The sequence below is a fragment of the Cellulomonas iranensis NBRC 101100 = JCM 18110 genome (assembly GCF_001552375.1).
GTDB classification, from domain to species: Bacteria; Actinomycetota; Actinomycetes; order Actinomycetales; family Cellulomonadaceae; genus Cellulomonas; species Cellulomonas iranensis.
The window spans coordinates 16,836-34,075 of the sequence record NZ_BCRB01000018.1; the positions used below are offsets into that span (position 1 = coordinate 16,836).

The 17,240-nt window shown below is 76.3% G+C and carries 15 protein-coding genes; 6 read left to right on the forward strand and 9 right to left on the reverse strand.

Annotated elements, in window-relative coordinates; genetic code table 11:
* Positions 1-41: 41 nt before the first annotated feature.
* Together CS2_RS05670 and CS2_RS05675 are read right to left on the reverse strand one after the other, a co-directional pair.
* Complete coding sequence (locus tag CS2_RS05670; RefSeq protein ID WP_070319238.1) at positions 42-830, reverse strand: amino acid ABC transporter substrate-binding protein; 789 nt, start codon at positions 828-830, stop codon at positions 42-44.
* A gap of 285 nt (positions 831-1,115) precedes the next feature.
* The gene (locus tag CS2_RS05675) at positions 1,116-1,769 is read right to left on the reverse strand and encodes a pyridoxine/pyridoxamine 5'-phosphate oxidase (RefSeq protein WP_070319239.1); all 654 of its coding nucleotides are present in this window, start codon (positions 1,767-1,769) and stop codon (positions 1,116-1,118) included.
* A gap of 51 nt (positions 1,770-1,820) precedes the next feature.
* Between CS2_RS05675 and CS2_RS05680 the strand changes: the two genes are divergently transcribed.
* On the forward strand, positions 1,821-2,750 hold the full coding sequence (locus CS2_RS05680) for a 3-methyladenine DNA glycosylase (protein ID WP_070319240.1): 930 nt from the start codon (positions 1,821-1,823) through the stop codon (positions 2,748-2,750).
* A 299-nt stretch (positions 2,751-3,049) separates the two neighbouring features.
* Here CS2_RS05680 and CS2_RS05685 read toward each other — a convergent pair whose 3' ends face one another.
* The 3 genes from CS2_RS05685 to CS2_RS05695 form a co-directional block, all read right to left on the reverse strand.
* Entirely contained in the window at positions 3,050-5,347 is a 2,298-nt protein-coding gene (locus CS2_RS05685) for a beta-L-arabinofuranosidase domain-containing protein (RefSeq protein WP_082739908.1), read from the reverse strand.
* A gap of 73 nt (positions 5,348-5,420) precedes the next feature.
* Positions 5,421-5,852 (reverse strand): ribonuclease HI, encoded by a 432-nt coding sequence (gene rnhA / locus CS2_RS05690; protein ID WP_046530382.1) that lies wholly within the window; start codon positions 5,850-5,852, stop codon positions 5,421-5,423.
* Between the two features lie 69 nt (positions 5,853-5,921).
* Entirely contained in the window at positions 5,922-7,628 is a 1,707-nt protein-coding gene (locus CS2_RS05695) for an AMP-binding protein (protein WP_046527896.1), read from the reverse strand.
* A gap of 171 nt (positions 7,629-7,799) precedes the next feature.
* On the opposite strand from CS2_RS05695, the gene mgtE reads away from it, so the two are divergent.
* The 5 genes from mgtE (at position 7,800) to ybaK (ending at position 13,859) form a co-directional block, all read left to right on the forward strand.
* Positions 7,800-9,137: a magnesium transporter gene (gene mgtE, locus CS2_RS05700; protein WP_070319241.1), complete on the forward strand. Its 1,338-nt coding sequence runs from the start codon at positions 7,800-7,802 to the stop codon at positions 9,135-9,137.
* Positions 9,138-9,157: 20 nt separating this feature from the next.
* Positions 9,158-9,976 (forward strand): aminoglycoside 3'-phosphotransferase, encoded by an 819-nt coding sequence (locus CS2_RS05705; protein WP_070319242.1) that lies wholly within the window; start codon positions 9,158-9,160, stop codon positions 9,974-9,976.
* 28 nt (positions 9,977-10,004) lie between these two features.
* Complete coding sequence (locus CS2_RS05710; protein WP_070319243.1) at positions 10,005-12,593, forward strand: DEAD/DEAH box helicase; 2,589 nt, start codon at positions 10,005-10,007, stop codon at positions 12,591-12,593.
* 117 nt (positions 12,594-12,710) lie between these two features.
* Positions 12,711-13,331 carry a VIT1/CCC1 transporter family protein gene (locus CS2_RS05715; RefSeq protein WP_070319244.1) on the forward strand — a complete coding sequence of 207 codons (621 nt, stop codon included), beginning with the start codon at positions 12,711-12,713 and terminating at the stop codon, positions 13,329-13,331.
* A gap of 27 nt (positions 13,332-13,358) precedes the next feature.
* On the forward strand, positions 13,359-13,859 hold the full coding sequence (ybaK, locus tag CS2_RS05720; RefSeq protein WP_070319245.1) for a Cys-tRNA(Pro) deacylase: 501 nt from the start codon (positions 13,359-13,361) through the stop codon (positions 13,857-13,859).
* Positions 13,860-13,885: 26 nt separating this feature from the next.
* On the opposite strand, the gene CS2_RS05725 is transcribed toward ybaK, so the two are convergent.
* The 4 genes from CS2_RS05725 to CS2_RS05740 form a co-directional block, all read right to left on the reverse strand.
* The gene (locus CS2_RS05725) at positions 13,886-14,929 is read right to left on the reverse strand and encodes a hypothetical protein (protein ID WP_070319246.1); all 1,044 of its coding nucleotides are present in this window, start codon (positions 14,927-14,929) and stop codon (positions 13,886-13,888) included.
* 65 nt (positions 14,930-14,994) lie between these two features.
* Positions 14,995-15,657 carry an ABC transporter ATP-binding protein gene (locus tag CS2_RS05730; protein ID WP_070319247.1) on the reverse strand — a complete coding sequence of 221 codons (663 nt, stop codon included), beginning with the start codon at positions 15,655-15,657 and terminating at the stop codon, positions 14,995-14,997.
* On the reverse strand, positions 15,648-16,688 hold the full coding sequence (locus tag CS2_RS19510) for a peptidoglycan-binding domain-containing protein (RefSeq protein WP_156442014.1): 1,041 nt from the start codon (positions 16,686-16,688) through the stop codon (positions 15,648-15,650). The genes CS2_RS05730 and CS2_RS19510 overlap by 10 nt, the downstream gene beginning before the upstream one ends.
* Positions 16,685-17,239, reverse strand: a complete 555-nt coding sequence (locus CS2_RS05740) for a hypothetical protein (RefSeq protein ID WP_070319249.1) — start codon at positions 17,237-17,239, stop codon at positions 16,685-16,687. Before CS2_RS05740 ends, CS2_RS19510 begins: the two co-directional genes overlap by 4 nt.
* Position 17,240: the final 1 nt, after the last annotated feature.

Consider the following 17,240-nt stretch of genomic DNA (forward strand, 5'->3'; position numbering starts at 1 on the left):
CGCCCGCTCCCCCTCCCGCTCGTCCGCCGGCCGGTGCGGCGTCACTGCGAGACGTCCTGGCCGAACCACTTCTCGGAGATCGTGGCGAGCGTGCCGTCGGCGCGCAGGGTCGCGAGCGCCTCGTCGATCTTCGGGGTCAGGTCCGAGCCCTTGCGCAGCGCGAACGCCTGCTCGACCGTGTCGCCGGTCTCGAACGCGATCTTCACCGACGCGTCACCCGAGGACGTGAGGTAGTCGAGCACCGCGAGGTCGTCGTTGAACGTGACGTCGATGCGCCCCTGCTTCAGCAGCGCCATGGCCTGCGTGAGGCCCTCGACGGACTCGACCTGCGCGCCGGCGTCACGCGCGACCTGCGACCAGTTCGACGTCGCCGACTGCGCGGCGGTCTTGCCGCTGACGTCCGCGAGGGACGTGATGCTCGTGTCGTCGGCGGCCACCACGGCGACGCCCGTCGACACCGTGTACGGCGCGGACAGGTCGTACTTGCCCTGGCGCTCGTCGGTCACCGTGACCTGGTTGGCGACCACGTCGTAGCGCTTGGCCTCGAGGCCCGCGAAGATCGAGTCCCACGTGGTCTCGGAGAACTCGACCGGCATGCCGAGCTCGTCGGCGACCGCCGTGATGACCTCGACGTCGTACCCCGTGAGCTCGCCGTCCGCGTCGTGGAACGTGAACGGCGAGTACGTGCCCTCGGTGCCGACGCGCAGCACGTCGCCGCCGGCGGACGCGGACGCGCCGCCGCCCGGGGCGTCGCTGGACGAGCAGGCCGCGAGCGCCCCCACGGCGAGCAGGACGGAGGCGGCGAGCAGGCGACGGGGCGTGCGGGACATGGGGGGACCTTTCGAGGGGCGGCGCCGGTGGTCGACGCCGGGGCGGGGGCCCGGGACCAGCGTGCCCCGGGGCGGGGTGCGGCGCTCGACGAACGAGCGCGGCGCGGCCGGGAGAACGGCGCGCGGGACCGGAGCGGTCCGGTCGGTGAGGAGAGCCCTCAGCGACAGCGACGACAGGGACGACACGCGGCGGTGAGCAGCTCACCGGGGGTCGTCGTCATGCGGCCGAGGCTAGCACCGCGGGCCGCGTGACCGGGGTCACCCCCGTCGGTGCGGCAGCGGGCGTCACGGCCAGACGAGGCGGTGCGTCCAGCCCGTGTCGTCGCGGCGGTAGACGAGCCGCACGTGCGCGCGGTCGGCGCTGCCCTGCCAGAACTCGACCTCGTCGGGCACCACGAGCCACGCCTGCCACGACGGCAGCACGAACCCCGGGTCGGAGTCGACCCGCGCACGGGCGGCGGTCATGGCGTCGCGCAGCTCGTCGAGCGAGCCCAGCGGCTCGCCGGGGCGCACGCCGGCCGCGGCGGCGCGCGACGCGGGCGACCGCGCGAGGTAGTCGGCCGCCGACGCCTCGGCGCCGAGGTGCCGCGCAGCACCGGTGACGCGCACCTGCCGCACGACCGCCGGCCACCAGAACCCCAGCGCGGCCCGCGGGTTGGCCGCGAGGTCGGCGGCCTTGGCGCTGCGCGCGTCGGTCGCGAACGCGAACCCGTCGGGGCCGACGTCCTTGAGGATGAGCACGCGCGCGGACGGACGGCCGTCGGCGTCGGCGGTGGCGAGGGTCGCGGCGTGCGGCTCGGGCGCGCCCGCGTCGACCGCGGCGGCGAACCAGTCCGTGAAGAGGTCGAGCGGGTCGTCGGGCGCCGCGCCCGGGTCGAACGTCAGGGGCGTGCCCGCCAGGGCGGGCAGGGACCGGAGCAGCTCGCGCACGCACGCCATCGTCCCGGGCCCGGCGACGGTCGGCAACGGCTCGCGACCTACCCTGGTGCCGTGCCCTCCCCCGCCCCTCCCGTGCCGGCCGTGCTCGACGCGGCCACGTGGTCGTCTCGCGCCGACGCGCACGCCGCGCGCGCGGACGCCGCGACGGCCGGGCACCGCGCGCGCCGCTCGCGCCACGAGAAGCACGCGGTCGAGGACTTCCTGTTCGAGTACTACCCGGCCACTCCGGGGCAGCTGCGGCGCTGGCACCCCGGGGCGGGTGCCGCGCTCGCACCGGGGGCGGACGGCCCGGCGCCGCACGCCGCGTGGCGCTGGTACCGCACGGCCGACGACGGCACGGTCGCGCTCGACGTCGACGCGTTCACCGCGGCGCGTGGGGACACCGTGCGGTTCGTCGTTGGCCTGCTCGCGGCGACAGCGGGGCGGCCGGCCGCGACCGGGTGCTTCGGGCTGCACGAGTGGGCGATGGTCTACCGCGAGCGCGCAGGCGAGCACCGGCACGCGCTGCCGCTGCGGCTCGGCGAGGCCGGCACCGACGCGGTGGTCGAGGCGCACCGGATCCGGTGCACCCACTTCGACGCGTTCCGGTTCTTCACGCCCGAGGCCGTCGGCCGCAACACGCTGACCCCGACGCGCGAGGCCCAGACCGCCCTCGAGCAGCCCGGGTGCCTGCACGCCGCGATGGACCTCTACAAGTGGGCCCTCAAGCTCGGGCCGCTCGTGCCGGGTGACCTGCTGCTCGACTGCTTCGACCTCGCGCGCGAGGTCCGCACGACCGACATGCAGGCCAGCCCGTACGACGTGACGACGTACGGGCTCGAGCCCGTCGCGATCGAGACCCCCGACGGCAAGGCCGAGTACGTGCGTCGGCAGCGCGACTACGCCGCCCGCGGCAACGCGCTGCGCGCGCGGCTCCTGGCGGCCGCCTCACCGGTCGCCCCGACGCGGTCCCGCCCGTCACCGACCACCGACCTCCCCTGACACCGCCCCTCCTCTGACGCCACCCGCCACCGCCGGGTGCGGGGTTCTGCCGTTCCAGCGTCCGCGAGACCGGCCGGACCCCGCGTTCGACGGGCGGGTCGTCGGTGGGGGTCGTGGGCGGCACCGCTGGCGGGTGCCGCGACCGAGGCACCCTTCCGTCACCGGCTGGCCGGCGGTCGAACGCGGGGTTCTGCTGCTTCTGGGCCCGCGAAACCGGCCGAACCCCGCGTTCAGGGGCCTCCGACAGCCGGGGGCGGCGTGGGCGGACGGGACGGGGCGTCCGGTCGGGTGTCGACGGGTCAGGTCGCTCCGGTCAGCAGGTGGACGGCGACGACCGGCGGCGTCGAGTTCGATGCGTCCGCCTCGAACGCGACCGCACGACCGCCCGGCGCGTCCGCGTCCCCGCCGGCGAACGGGCCGAGCACGAGGTCCACCGTGCGCGTGCCCGCGGCGGAGTCCGCGACCTCGAGCGTGCCGACCTCGGCGCCGTCGACGAGCACGCGCGCGACGCCCGGCTGCGCGAGGTACGTCACACGCAGCACCGCGCCGCGGCCCTCGGGGTCGGCCAGCCGGTAGGAGAACCGCTCGCGCGTCGCGCGCCAGTGCCGTCCGTCGTCGGTCGCGCCGGTCCACGTGCCGGTGCCGGCGTACCGGTGGTCGGTCTCGGGCTGCTGCTCGCCGCACGCGACCGCGTCGACCGTGCGGGCCGCGAGGCCGAGCTGCGCGTCGTCGGCGGCCGCGAGCGCGGCGCGGCGCGCGGGCACGTCGGCGGCGGTCGGCACGACCGGCAGGTAGAGCGTGTAGCGCGCGTCGTGCAGGGTCGCGAACGGCTCGAGCACGAGCGGGTCGTCGGCGCCGCGGTCGAGCACGAACGTGCCGTCGTCGGCGGGGCGCAGCGCGGCCGCGAGGTCGGCGTCGGAGCCGACGAGCAGCGGCGCCGCGGACAGCGGGCGCAGCGGGCCGTGTGCGACGTGGCCCATGCGCGCGTCGTCGGCGCGCAGACCCACGAGGTCGTCGGCGTCGCCGCGGACCGCGAGCGCGTGCGGGCCCCAGCGCAGCGCGACCCACGCGTCGTCGCCCGGCAGCCGCTCGGCCGCCCCGCCGGCGACCAGCCGCCACGCGAGCGTCTCGCCTCCGCGCCACGTGCGGCGCACCGTGACGTGGCCGGCGCGCTCGCCGGCGTCGCCGACGGGCTCGCCGTCGAGCGTCAGCTCCACGGCGTCGAGCGCCCACGCGGGCCGACGCACGTGCACCGCGAGGTCGGTGGGGGCGTCGACGTCCACCGTGAGCGCGACGTCGGTGACGCGTGCGGGCGTCGGGTAGGTCGACGCGAGGCGCACGCGCACGCCGCGCTCGGCCCAGTCGAGCGTCGAGGGCACGGGCAGGTTGACCAGCAGGTCGTCGCCCGCGTGCGCGTACGCGAGCTCGCCCAACCGCGCGTACGTCTCCATCGAGGTGCCGACGCAGCACCACATGCACTCGTCGCGCGTCGAGTACACGCGGTAGTGGCCCGGGCGCGCGGACGTGAAGTACACGAACCCGCCGTCGGGGTGCTGCGCGGACAGCACGTGGTTGACGAGCTGGCGCTCGGCCGCGTCGAGCAGGGTCGTGTCGCCCGTGAGCGCGTAGAGCCGCCGCACGACCTCGAGCAGGTTCGCGGTGTTGCACGACTCGGGGCCCTCGCGGTGCGTGACGTGCGCTGCCGCGTCGGGCGTGAAGTGCTCGGACACCGAGTTGCCGCCGAACACGAGCGTGCGGCGGTCGAGCACGGTCCGCACGAACGCGGCGGCGGCGTCGGCCTCGCCGATCGCGGGCCAGCCGACGACCTTGGCGATCTGCGTGTTGGCGTGCAGCCCGTCGAGCGCGTCGCGCCCCGCGCGCAGCGGTGCGAGCAGCTCCTCGTCGGCGAACCGCCGCGCGAGGGCCGCGTAGCGCGCGTCGCCCGTGAGCTCGGCGAGGTCGGCGTACGCCTCGCACATGCCGCCGAACTCGGTGCGCAGCATGCGGGCGAACGCGGCGTCGTCGAGGCGCTCGGACAGCGCGACGCCCCAGTCGGCGAGGCGCACGGCGACGGCGAGCGCGCGGACCGTGACGTCGGCGGGTGCGTGCCGGGCGGCGTCGACCAGGCCCGCGTACGTCTTGTGCACGTTGTACCAGGGCACCCACGCGCCGCCGAGGTCGAACGTGCCCGCCTCGGCGCCGCCCGACGCGACCGACTCCCACAGCGCGACCCCGCCGGGCACTCCCCCGACGTACCCGGTGCCGAGCGCGTCCTGGCAGGCCGCGAGGCCGTCGACGAGCGCGCGAGCCAGGTCCGCGGCGCGGTCGTCGCCCGTCGCGGCCCACAGCAGGGACGCCGCGGACAGCGCGTGCCCGCCGATGTGCCCGTCGAGGCCGATGGACTCCCAGCTGCCGTACGGCTCGGCGACCGGCGGCAGTCCCGCCTCGCGGCGGAACGGCGCGAGCAGCCGGTCCGGGTCGAGGCCCAGGACGTACGCGAGGTCGGTGCGCTGGGCGGCCGCGAACGGGCCGTCGGCCAGGCGGACGGCGTGCAGCGGGAACAGGGTCACGGGCGCGGTGGTGGCGGCGGTGCTCACGGCGCCCAGCCTGGCACGTGTAACGATCAACTTCCAGGCGCGCGACGGCGCACGCGAGGTCGCCCCGGAGCCGTCAGACGACGCCCGCGCGCACCTGCGCGACGCCCTGGTTCGCGAGCGCGTCGGCACGCTCGTTGCCAGGGTCGCCCGCGTGGCCCTTCACCCAGACCCAGGTGACGTGGTGCCGCGCGACCTCCTCGTCGAGGGCCTGCCACAGCTCCTTGTTCTTCACGGGCTTCTTCTCCCCCGTGAGCCAGCCGTTGCGCTTCCAGCCCGGCAGCCACTTGGTGAGCCCGTTCATCACGTACGTCGAGTCGACGTGCAGCGTCACGCGGCAGGGCCGGCGCAGCGCGCGCAGCCCCTCGATGACGGCCGTGAGCTCCATGCGGTTGTTGGTCGTCGCGGCCTCACCGCCGAAGAGCTCCTTCTCCTGGTCGCCGAAGCGCATCCAGGCGCCCCACCCCCCGACGCCGGGGTTGCCCTTGCAGGCGCCGTCGGTCCACATCTCCACCAGGGGCTGCTCGTCGTTCACGCTCACGCGCACACGGTACGGCGTCGGGCGGGCCCGCCCGTGTCAGGCGTGGGTGTGGAGGTTGTCCCGCACGACGCGGCGCAGCACCTTGCCGACCTGCGAGCGCGGCAGGTCGGGCAGCACGACGAGCCGGCGCGGCAGCGCGTACCGGGCCAGGCGCGTCTCGCACCACGCGCGCACGGCCGCGAGGTCGACGCCGGGCACGTCGCCGTCGAGCACGATCGCCGCGACGACCCGCTCGCCGAGGTCGCCCGCGGGCTCGCCGACGACCGCGACGTCGAGGATGCCGGGCATGCCGCGCAGGTGGTCCTCGACCTGCGACGGGTACACCTTGAACCCGCCGGTGACGATCATCTCCTTCATGCGGTCGACAAGGACGACCATGCCGTCGTCGTCGACGCGCACGACGTCACCGGTGCGCAGCCAGCCGTCGGGCAGCAGCTGCTCGGCCGTCTCCTCGGGGCGCTGCCAGTAGCCGGCGAACACCTGCGGGCCGGAGATGAGCAGCTCGCCCTGCTCGCCCGGCGCGACCTCGCGCGTCGGGTCCTCCTGGTCGACCACGCGGATGCGCGTCGAGGGGAACGGCAGGCCGAGCGCACCGGGCCGCCGGTCCTGCGTCAGGGGGCTCCCGAGCGCGACGGGCGAGGTCTCGGTCATGCCGTAGCCCTCGACGACGAGGCCGCCCGTGACGCGCTCCCAGCGCTCGGCGGTCTCGCGCGGCAGCGCCATGGCGCCGCTGATCGCGTACCGGAACGACGTGAGGTCGGCGCCGGACTCCTCGGCGGCGGCCGCGAGCCGGTCGAGCATGGGCGGCACCGCGGGCAGGAACGTGCCGGGCCGGCGGCGCTGCGCGGCCAGCACGCGCGCGGGGTCGAAGTTCGGGAGCACGACGAGCGTGGCCGCGATGCGCACCGAGTACGTGAGGCAGAGCGTGAGACCGAACGCGTGGAAGAACGGCAGGACGCCGTAGACGACCTCGGTGCCGTTCTCGGCCTGCGTCCACGCCTGGCCCTGGATCGTGTTGGCGAGCAGGTTGCGGTGCGTCAGCACGGCGGCCTTGGGCGTGCCGGTGGTGCCGCCGGTGTACTGCAGCAGCGCGACGTCCTCGGGGCGCGGCTCGTCGTGGCCCTCGGCCGCGATCCACGCGGGCACGGTGCGCAGCAGGCGGTGCCAGTGCGGGACGCCCGCCGGCACGGGACCGCGCATGGCGTCGCGCGTGCGGCGCGCGGCGGGCAGCGGCAGGCGCAGCGCGGCGCGCGCGGCACGCGGCAGGTCGGCGGACAGGTCGACCGCGACGACGCGCCGCAGCGCGGTGCGGTCCTGCGCCTCCAGGACGCGCGGCACGGCCTGCTCCCAGACGAGCGCGACGGTCGCGCCGGAGTCGGCGAGCTGGTGCGCGAGCTCGTCGGCGGTGTAGGTGGGGTTGTGCTCGACGACGACGGCGCCGAGGCGCAGCACGGACCAGAACGCGACGAGGTGCGACGTGCAGTTGGGCAGCACGAGCGCGACGCGGTCGCCCGCGCGGACGCCGAGGCCGTGCAGCACGCGCGCGCCGAGCTCGACGCGCTCGCCGAGCTCGCGGTAGGTGGTGGTCGCGCCGAGGAAGTCGACCGCGACGCGGTCGGGGTGCTCGCGCACGGCGCGGTCGAGCGTCGCGGTGAGCGGCTCGTCGGGGATCTCGACGTCGCGCGGGACGCCGACGGGCCACGCGGCGGGGAGGTCGACGGGTGCGGAGCGGTGCTGCGTCACGCCACGATCTTAACCTACGCAACCGTAAGTTACTGGTGCGTAGGTCCCGCCCGGGCGGCGTCCGCGCATGCCCCGTACCCTGCCAGGGGCCCGCGCCACGCGAGCCCCCGCCCGAGAGGGCCCGGGCCTGCGGGCCGACCCCACCCACCGGACGCACGGGAGGAGCGCGGCATGACCGACGACCGCACCGCCACGACGCCGGAGCACACCGACACGCCGGCGCTCCGCGACCTGCGCGCGCACCTCGAACGGCTCGACGTGCCGGACGTCGTCCACGAGCTCGGCCGCCTGGGGCCCACGCGGCGCGCCGTGGCGTTCCGGCTGCTGCGCAAGGACCGCGCCGTCGAGGTCTTCGAGGACCTCGACCCGGCGCTGCAGGTCGAGCTCGTCGACGCGCTCGCCGGCGAGGCCGCGGCGATCTTCGACGCGCTCGACCCCGACGACCGCGCCGCGCTGCTCGACGAGCTGCCCGCGGGCGTCGCCCGGCGCCTCCTCTCCGGGCTGTCGGCCGCCGAGCGCGCCGCGACGACCGCGCTGCTCGGGCACCCCGAGGAGAGCGCCGGCCGTCGCATGTCCCCCGAGGTCGTCTCGGTCCCCCTCGGCACGACCGTCGCCGACACCATCGCGCGCGTCCGCGCCGCGGGCGAGGACGCCGAGACCGTGTACGTCGTCCCCGTCGTCGCGGCCGGTCGGCGCGTCGTGGGCGTCGTGTCGCTGCGCCGCCTCGTGCTCAGCGACCCCTCCGCGCTCGTCGACGACGTCATGACGTCCCCCGCCACGACCGTGCGCGTGACCGACCCGGCCGAGCGCGCCGCGAACGTCGTGCGCGACGGCGGGTTCGTCGGCGTGCCCGTGGTCGACGCCGAGGACCGCCTCGTGGGCGTCCTCACGGTCGACGACGCGATGCGCGTGCTCGAGGCCGAGGACGACGAGGACTCGGCGCGCACCGGCGGGTCCGAGCCGCTGCGCCGCCCCTACCTGTCGGTGTCGGTGCTGGGGCTGGTGCGCTCGCGCGTGGTGTGGCTGCTGCTGCTCATCGTGGCCGCCACGCTCACGGTCGGCGTGCAGTCGTTCTACGAGGCCGAGCTGTCGCAGGTCGTCGCGCTCGCGCTGTTCGTGCCGCTGCTCATCGGCACGGGCGGCAACGCCGGCTCGCAGGCCGCGACGACGGTCGTGCGCGCGAGCGCGGTCGGCGACGTCCGCCCGTCCGACACGCTGCGCGTCGTGGGCCGCGAGATGCTCACCGGCCTGCTGCTGGGCGTCACGCTCGCGACCGTCGGCGTGGGGCCCGCGATCCTCGTCGCGGGACCGCAGATCGGGCTCGTGCTCGCGCTGACCGTGGTCGCGGTGTGCACGCTCGCGACGACCGTCGGGTCGAGCGTGCCGCTGCTCGCCAAGCGCGTCGGCATCGACCCCGCGATCGTGTCGGCACCGTTCATCTCGACGTTCGTCGACACCACGGGGCTCGTCGTGTACTTCACGATCGCGAAGGCCGTGCTCGGCATCTGACGGGTGGCACGATCGACGTCGTGCCCCCTGCCGACGACACGACCCCGCGCGCCCTCGCCGGCGCACCCACCGGCCCCGTCGCCGTGCCCGCGGCCGTCGAGCGGGTCGCGGGCGGCGCCCGGCTCGAGCCGGTCTGGGAGAACCAGCTCGGCGGCCTGACGTTCCGCGTCGGCGCCGAGCGCTACGTCAAGTGGGCGCCCGCGGGCGTCGCCGGGCTGGACCTGGCCGCCGAGGCGGCGCGGCTCGCGTGGGCGGCGCGGTGGACGAGCGTGCCGCAGGTGCTCGAGCAGGGCGCCGACGACGAGGGCGCGTGGCTCGTCACGGCGGCGCTGCGGGGACGGTCCGCCGTCGAGGCGCCGTGGGCCGACCGGCCCGCCGTGGCGGCCGCGGCGATCGGCGAGGGCCTGCGCGCGCTGCACGACGCGCTGCCCGTGGGCGACTGCCCGTTCTCCTGGTCGACCGCCGAGCGCGTCGCCCGGGCCCTCGAGCACCTCGACGCGGGCGACTCCCCGGCCGGGTGGTCGCCCGAGCACCGCGACCTCACCGTCGCCGAGGCGCGGGCCCGGCTGCGCGACGTCCCCGACGTCGACCTGCTCGTGGTGTGCCACGGCGACGCGTGCGCACCGAACACGCTGATCGGCGACGACGGCCGGTGGGCTGCGCACGTCGACCTCGGCCGCCTGGGCGTCGCCGACCGCTGGGCGGACCTCGCGGTCGCCGCGTGGAGCACCGAGTGGAACTACGGCCCCGGGTACGCCGGCACGGTGTACGACGCGTACGGGCTCGCGCCCAACCCCGACCGGGTCGCGTTCCACCGGCTGCTGTGGGACGCGACCTGACGTCTGCCGGCCGTGCGAGGATCGCGGGATGCCCGAGACGCTCGCCGACCGCCTGCCCACCGGGGACGCCGCGCAGGACCCCGACGCGCTCTACGAGGCGTTCACCACGTGGGCCGGCGAGCAGGGCCTGACGCTGTACCCGCACCAGGAGGAGGCGCTGCTCGAGCTGGTCACGGGCAGCCACGTGATCCTGTCGACGCCCACGGGGTCGGGCAAGTCGCTCGCGGGCGTCGCGGCGCACGCCGTGGCCCTGGCCCAGGGGCGGCGCTCGTACTACACCGCACCGATCAAGGCGCTGGTCAGCGAGAAGTTCTTCGCGCTGGTCGAGATCTTCGGGTCCGCGAACGTCGGCATGATGACCGGCGACTCGGCGGTCAACGCGAGCGCGCCCATCGTGTGCTGCACGGCCGAGATCCTCGCCAACCAGGCGCTGCGCGACGGCCCCGACGCCGACGTCGGCCTGGTCGTCATGGACGAGTTCCACTACTACGCCGACCCGCAGCGCGGCTGGGCGTGGCAGGTGCCGCTGCTCGAGCTGACGCGCACGCAGTTCCTGCTGATGTCGGCGACGCTCGGCGACGTGTCGTTCTTCGTCGACGACCTCGCGCGCCGCACCGGGCGCGACGTGTCCGTCGTCGCGAACGCCGAGCGGCCCGTGCCGCTCACGTTCTCGTACTCGGTCGAGCCGCTGCACGAGCTGCTCGACGAGCTCGTGCGCACGCAGCGCGCACCCGTGTACGTCGTGCACTTCACGCAGAAGGAGGCCGTCGAGCGCGCGCAGTCGCTGCTCTCGACGCCGCTCGCGAACCGCGAGAAGCGCGACGCGATCGCCGCCGAGCTGGGCGGGTTCCGGTTCGGCCCCGGGTTCGGCACGACCCTGTCCCGGCTGCTGCGGCACGGCGTCGGCGTGCACCACGCGGGCATGCTGCCCAAGTACCGGCGCGTCGTGGAGCGGCTCACGCAGAAGGGCCTGCTGCCCGTGGTGTGCGGCACCGACACGCTCGGCGTCGGCATCAACGTGCCGATCCGCACGGTCGTGCTCACGAGCCTGGTCAAGTACGACGGCGTGCGCATGCGGCACCTGTCGGCGCGCGAGTTCCACCAGATCGCGGGCCGCGCCGGGCGCGCCGGGTACGACACGGTCGGCGAGGTCGTCGTGCAGGCGCCCGAGCACGTCATCGAGAACCGCAAGGCGCTGGCCAAGGCGGGCGACGACCCGCGGAAGCAGAAGAAGATCGTCCGCAAGCAGGCGCCGGCCGGGCACGTGAACTGGACCGACAAGACGTTCGAGCGCCTGCGCGACGCCCCGCCCGAGCCGCTGACGTCGTCGTTCGCGGTGTCGCACGCCATGGTGCTGCACGTGCTGCAGCGCGGGCGCGACGGCCTCGGGGACCCGGTCGCCGTCATGACGCACCTGCTGACCGACAACCACGAGCCCGAGGGCGCGCGGGCGCGCCACGTGCGCCGCGCGGTCGACGTGTACCGGTCGTTGCGCGCGGCGGGCGTCGTCGAGCGCCCGTGGGTCGACGACCCGACCGCGCCGCACGGCCGCCGCCGCACGGTGCGGCTCGTGGCCGACCTCGCGCCGACGTTCGCGCTCGACCAGGCGCTGTCGCCGTTCGCGTACGCCGCGCTCGACCTGCTCGACCCGGAGGACCCCGGGTACGCGCACGACGTCGTGTCCGTCATCGAGGCGACGCTCGACGACCCGCGTCAGGTGCTCGCGGCGCAGGAGAACAAGGCCCGCGGCGAGGCCGTCGCGGCCATGAAGGCCGAGGGCCTCGACTACGACGAGCGCATGGCGCTGCTCGAGGACGTGACGTACCCGCGTCCGCTCGCCGAGCTGCTCGAGGCCGCGTTCACGACGTACCGGCGCACCAACCCGTGGGTCGCGGACCTCGCCCTGTCCCCCAAGTCGGTGGTCCGCGAGATGCACGAGCGCGCCGCGACGTTCGCCGAGTACGTGCAGCTGTACTCGCTCGACCGCACCGAGGGCGTGCTGCTGCGCTACCTCGCCGACGCGTACCGCGCGCTGCGTCGCACGGTCCCCGAGGACCGCCGCACCGAGGAGCTCGAGGAGCTGATCGCGTGGCTCGGCGACCTCGTGCGCCGCACCGACTCGTCGCTGCTCGACGAGTGGGAGCGCCTCGCGAACCCCGAGCTCGAGGACGACGCGGCCGTCGAGGACGCCGACGACGCACCCCCGCCGCCCGTCACGACCGACCCGCGCGTGTTCCGCGCGCTCGTGCGCGGCGCGCTGTTCCGCCGCGTCGAGCTCGCGGCGCGCGAGGCGTGGGGTGCGCTCGCGGCGCTGGGCGACCGGGACGCCGAGGGCGACGCGTGGGACGCCGACCGCTGGGCCGACGCGGTCGAGCCGTACTTCGACGACCACGACGAGATCGGCACGGGCCCAGCGGCGCGCGGGCCGGCGCTGTTCCAGGTGACGCCGGGCTCGCACGACCCGCACGGCCCGGCCGCGGGCACGTGGTTCGTGCGGCAGGTGCTCGACGACCCGGCGGGCGACCACGACTGGCGGATCGACGCCCTGGTCGACCTGGCGGCGTCCGACGAGGCCGGCGAGGTGCGGCTGACCGTGCTCGAGGTCGGGCCGCTCTGAGGCCCGACGCCGTGACCTGCGAGAACCCCGACGAAGGGTTGGCTGACCTACGTTTGCGCAGGTCAGGCCAGCCTTTCCTGCGGTGACAACCGCGCGCGACCGACCTACCGTGGAGCTATGACCACGACCTCCGAGCGCGTCCCCACCCGGGTCCCGGGCCTCACCGGGCTGCTGCACGGCTCGCGCGGCCCCGCCGCGCCGGCCGCCTCGAACGCGGGCCTGAACTGGCTGCGCGCGGGCGTCCTGGGGGCGAACGACGGCATCGTGTCGGTCGCCGCCACGGTCGTCGGCGTCGCGGGTGCCGCGGCGTCCACGTCGACCATCGCACTGGCCGGCGGCGCCGCGCTCGTCGCGGGTGCGCTGTCGATGGCGTCGGGCGAGTACGTGTCGGTGAGCTCGCAGCGCGACGCCGAGCGCGTCGCCGCCGCGCAGGGCACCCCGGTCAACGGCGTCGACGAGGACTTCACCAACCCGTGGCACGCGGCGCTCGCGTCGATGCTCGCGTTCACGGTCGGCGCGCTCATCCCCCTGCTCATGGTGCTGGCGCCGTGGTCGGTGGCCGCGCGCGTGCCCGTCACGTTCGGCGCGGTCGTGCTCGCGCTGGTCCTCACGGGGTGGGCGTCCTCGCGGTTCACGGGCGCGTCGCCCGCGCGCTCGGTGCTGCGCAACGTCGTGGGCGGCTCGCTCGCGATGGCGGTGACGTACGGCGTCGGCGCGCTGGTGGGCGTCGCGCTCTGACCGCCCCGCGGCGTCTACCCTGACGCCGTGGCCAGGAAGGACGCCCGCGCGCACGCCGGGACCCCCGCGCTCGTCGCGCTCGCCGCGGCGGGCGTGCCCCACGTCGCGCGCACCTACGAGCACGACCCCGCGAGCGACCTCGGGTACGGCCTCGAGGCCGCGCACCTGCTGGGGGTGCGGCCCGAGCAGGTCTTCAAGACCCTCGTCGCCGACGTCGACGGCGCCCTGACCGTCGCGGTCGTGCCCGTCACGGGGCGGCTGGACCTCAAGGCGCTCGCGACCGCCGTGGCCGGCAAGCGCGCCACCATGGCCGACCCGCACGCGGCCGAGCGCGCGACCGGCTACGTGGTGGGCGGCATCTCGCCGCTGGGCCAGCGCACGCGCCTGCGCACCGTCGTCGACGAGACCGTGTGGCTCTTCGACACCGTGCTCGTCTCGGGCGGTCGCCGCGGGCTGGACGTCGAGCTCGCGCCCGACGACCTCGTGCGGCTCACCGACGCGGTCGTCGCGGACGTCGCGCGCGACTGACCGCGGGCGCCGACGACGGGCACGGCTCAGCGGTCCTTGAGGGCCTGCAACGTGGGCGGCCGCCACAGCGCCACCAGGACGACCACGGCCACGGCGCCGCCCGCCGCCGCAAGCGCGTGCAGCGCGGCCGTGACGACCGCGACGCCGACCGGCAGCCCCAGCCCCGCGCCCGTCGCCCCCGCGCAGAGCCCGCCCCAGGCGCCGCCTGCGACGACCGGGACCACACCCTCCGTCGCCCGCAGCACGACGCCGCCGGACCACGGCATGCCGAGCGTCGCGTACAGCGCGGAACGCTGCCGCCGCGTCCACGCGACCACCGCGAGCAGGACGCCCGCGACGGCACCCGCCGCGAGGCCCGCGAGCCGCGTGGGTCGCCGGGCGAACTCGAGGGCCGCGTCCGGCCCGAACGCCCCGCCGTCGAGCGGTCGCTGGACCTCAACGGCACCGGCGGTGCCGTCGCCGAGCAGCGCGGGCAGCGCGGCGGCCACGTCGTCGCGCGCGGCGGCCGACGTCTGCACCACGCACTCGTCGGCCGCACCGGAGGGGGCCGAGGGCACGACGACCGCCGACGAGGCCGCGTCACCGAAGCGGGACAGGTCGGCGACCCCGCCCACGGCGAGGCCGCGCTCGGGGACATCCCACACCGTCGGGCCAGTGCTGTGCGGGACCAGCCGCACCGGCGTGCCCGCACGCCAGCCCCACCGGTCGGCGACGACCTGCGAGACGAGGACCTCGTCCGGCCCCAGCGTGGGTGCCCCGACCATCCGCTCGAGCCCCGGGGTCGCGAGCAGCACGGTCTGCGTGTGCTCGGGACGACCGACCACCCGCACCTGCCGCACGCTCACCGCGCTGGACGCAAGCACGCCGTCGAGCGCGGTGACGGCGGCACAGGCGTCCGCCGCGAGGCTGCCGTCACGCACCGAGGCACGCAGGAGGTCACCTCCCGCGGCGAGGTACGCGCGCTCGTCCGCGACGATCCGGTGGACCACCGCGAGGTCGGCGACCCCCGCACTCGTGACGAGCAGCGTGACGACGACCGTCAGCGCCCCGTGCAGGAAGGGCGCGGCCACGACGTTACGCCATCCCTCGGCGACCCCGCGTCGCAGCACGGCTGCCGGCCGCGCCCCCCGCGCCCTCACGCGACCACGCGCCCGGAGTCGAGCCGGACCGCGCGGTCGCAGCGTCGGGCGACCTCCGGGTCGTGCGTCACGACGACCAGACCGGCCCCGCGTCCGGTGACCGGGTGCGCGCGGACAGCACCGAGCAGGGAGTCGAGGACGGACGCGGTCGTCGCGCTGTCGAGCTGACCGGTGGGCTCGTCGGCGAGCACGAACGCTCGGTCGGCGACGAGCGCACGCGCCGTGACCACGCGCTGCACCTCGCCACCCGACAGCACACGCGCGCGCGAGCCCGCCCGGTCCGCGAGGCCGACGAGCGCGAGCGCGGCGTGCGCGCGGTCGAGCGCGTCGCACCAGGCCACGCCTGCGAGCGCCGCGGAGATCGCGACGTTCTCGACCGCGGTGCGCTCGGGCAGCACGTTCGTGGTCTGCAGGATCCAGGACGACGCGGCCGCGAGCGGGACGCCGGTGTCGGCGCCGTCGTCCGTCAGCACGGCGACGGTCCCCGCGTCCGGCGCCAGGAGCCCGCCGAGCACGGACAGCAGAGTGGACTTGCCGGACCCCGACGGCCCGACGATCGCAACGGTCTCACCGGTGCGCACCTCGAGATCGGCGCCATCGAGCACCGGCGCGTCGCTGCCGTCGAAGCGGACCGTGACGCCCCGTGCGCTCAGCCGCACGGCGCCAGCCCGTCGACCGCCCCCGGGTCGACGAGCACCGCCGTGACGCCGGCGGCGGGGTCGAGCTGGACGGTCGACGCGCCGCCGCCCACGACCGTGACGGCGACGGGCGCGGACCGCTCGTCCGGGTAGACGCATACGGCCCCGCCGTCACCGGTCACCACCGCCGACGCGGGGACCGACAGCACGGGCACGGCCGCGGACGCCTGCACGCGTCCCGTGCCCGCCGTGGCCGGCGCGAGCGCGGTCACGAGCGCAGCGACCGCGGCTGGGTCCGTGACGGCACCCGAGCCCACGGCGTACGGCACGGTGACCGGTCCGACGAGCAGCTCGGCCTCGGCGCCGAGCTCGGGGCCCAGCCCGCCCTGCGGCTCCGCGACCGCGACGGCGGACGCGACGGCCGGGCCGGTGAGCAGCGGTCCGCCCGGCCCCACCTGGGCGCCCACGGGCGCCTCGACCGACTCCACGCGCAGCGGCTCGGGGCCGACCCACACGACCCAGGCGGGGTCGAACGTGGTGACGCCTCGCGGCGCACCTGACTCGCGCGCGAACGCGGTCACCGCGCGCGCCGTGCTCGCGCCGAACCTGCCGTCCGGGGTCGCCGTCAGGTGCCCGGTCGCGACGAGCAGGTCCTGCAGGCGACGCACGTCCTCGCCCTGGTCACCGGGGCCGAGGCTGCGCCACAGCGGGGCCGCCGCGACCATCGCGCGCAGCGGGCGGTCGTCGATCCGCACGACCTCGGCGCCGTCGTCGAGCACCGCACCGACGGGAGCGGTCGCGGTGACCGTCCCCGACGTCGGGGACGCGGCGACGAGCCCGGCGGCCCGGCGCACCTCGAGGGACACCGTGGCCGTCGGGCGCCGTTCGGCGGACGTCACCGGGGCGACCACGGGTGCGACCCGCGCGCCCGCCTGGGTCGGGTCCGGCACCGCGGCGGCCGCGGCCCATGCGCCGAGCGCAGCCGCGGGCACGACGAGGATCGCGGCAACCACGACCCACGCACGCCCTGTGCCGGGGACGCGTCGGCTCACAGCTCCGCCTTCCCCTCACGGACGAGCCACGACGCGACGGTGACGCCCGAGCCCGTGACGTGGCTGACGAGGTCGGTCGTGGCCGCCTCCGCCAGCACGCCGATCCGCTGCCGGACCGCACGCCCGGACGGGTCACACGCGACGGACGTGCTCGGCGCGAGACCTTCGGCCTGCAACGCGAGCTCGAGGTCGGCGTCATCGTCGCAGACGATCACGATCCAGTACGTCCCCGGGTCGAGGGCGAGGCCGCGAGCCGTGCCCCCCGCACCGCCGGCACCGCCGTCGGGCACCGTGTCGCAGGAGGCGTACACCATGTCGACCGGCAGCGGCTGCCTGCCCTCGGTGCACATCGCCGCCAACCCGGAGCCGCCGACGTCCATCGCATGGTCCGGGGCCGCCCCATCCACGGGCACGGCAACCAGCGTGCCGGACGCCGCGCCGTCTGCGGGCGGTGCCGGCGGCGTACTGGCACCCCGGTCCGTCGGCCCGGGCGAGCACCCCACCAGCGCGAGCGCGGCGAGCATCGCCACGACGGAGCGTCGCGCGGTCATG

Coding starts and splice junctions, on each gene's coding strand:
- CS2_RS05670 (WP_070319238.1), bottom strand. CDS start 830: ATGTCCCGCACGCCCCGTCGCCTGCTCGCCGCCTCCGTCCTGCTCGCC.
- CS2_RS05675 (WP_070319239.1), bottom strand. CDS start 1,769: ATGGCGTGCGTGCGCGAGCTGCTCCGGTCCCTGCCCGCCCTGGCGGGC.
- rnhA (WP_046530382.1), bottom strand. CDS start 5,852: ATGTGGACCGACGGCGCCTGCAAGGGCAACCCCGGCGTCGGGGGGTGG.
- mgtE (WP_070319241.1), top strand. CDS start 7,800: ATGACCGACGACCGCACCGCCACGACGCCGGAGCACACCGACACGCCG.
- CS2_RS05710 (WP_070319243.1), top strand. CDS start 10,005: ATGCCCGAGACGCTCGCCGACCGCCTGCCCACCGGGGACGCCGCGCAG.
- CS2_RS05715 (WP_070319244.1), top strand. CDS start 12,711: ATGACCACGACCTCCGAGCGCGTCCCCACCCGGGTCCCGGGCCTCACC.
- CS2_RS05740 (WP_070319249.1), bottom strand. CDS start 17,239: ATGACCGCGCGACGCTCCGTCGTGGCGATGCTCGCCGCGCTCGCGCTG.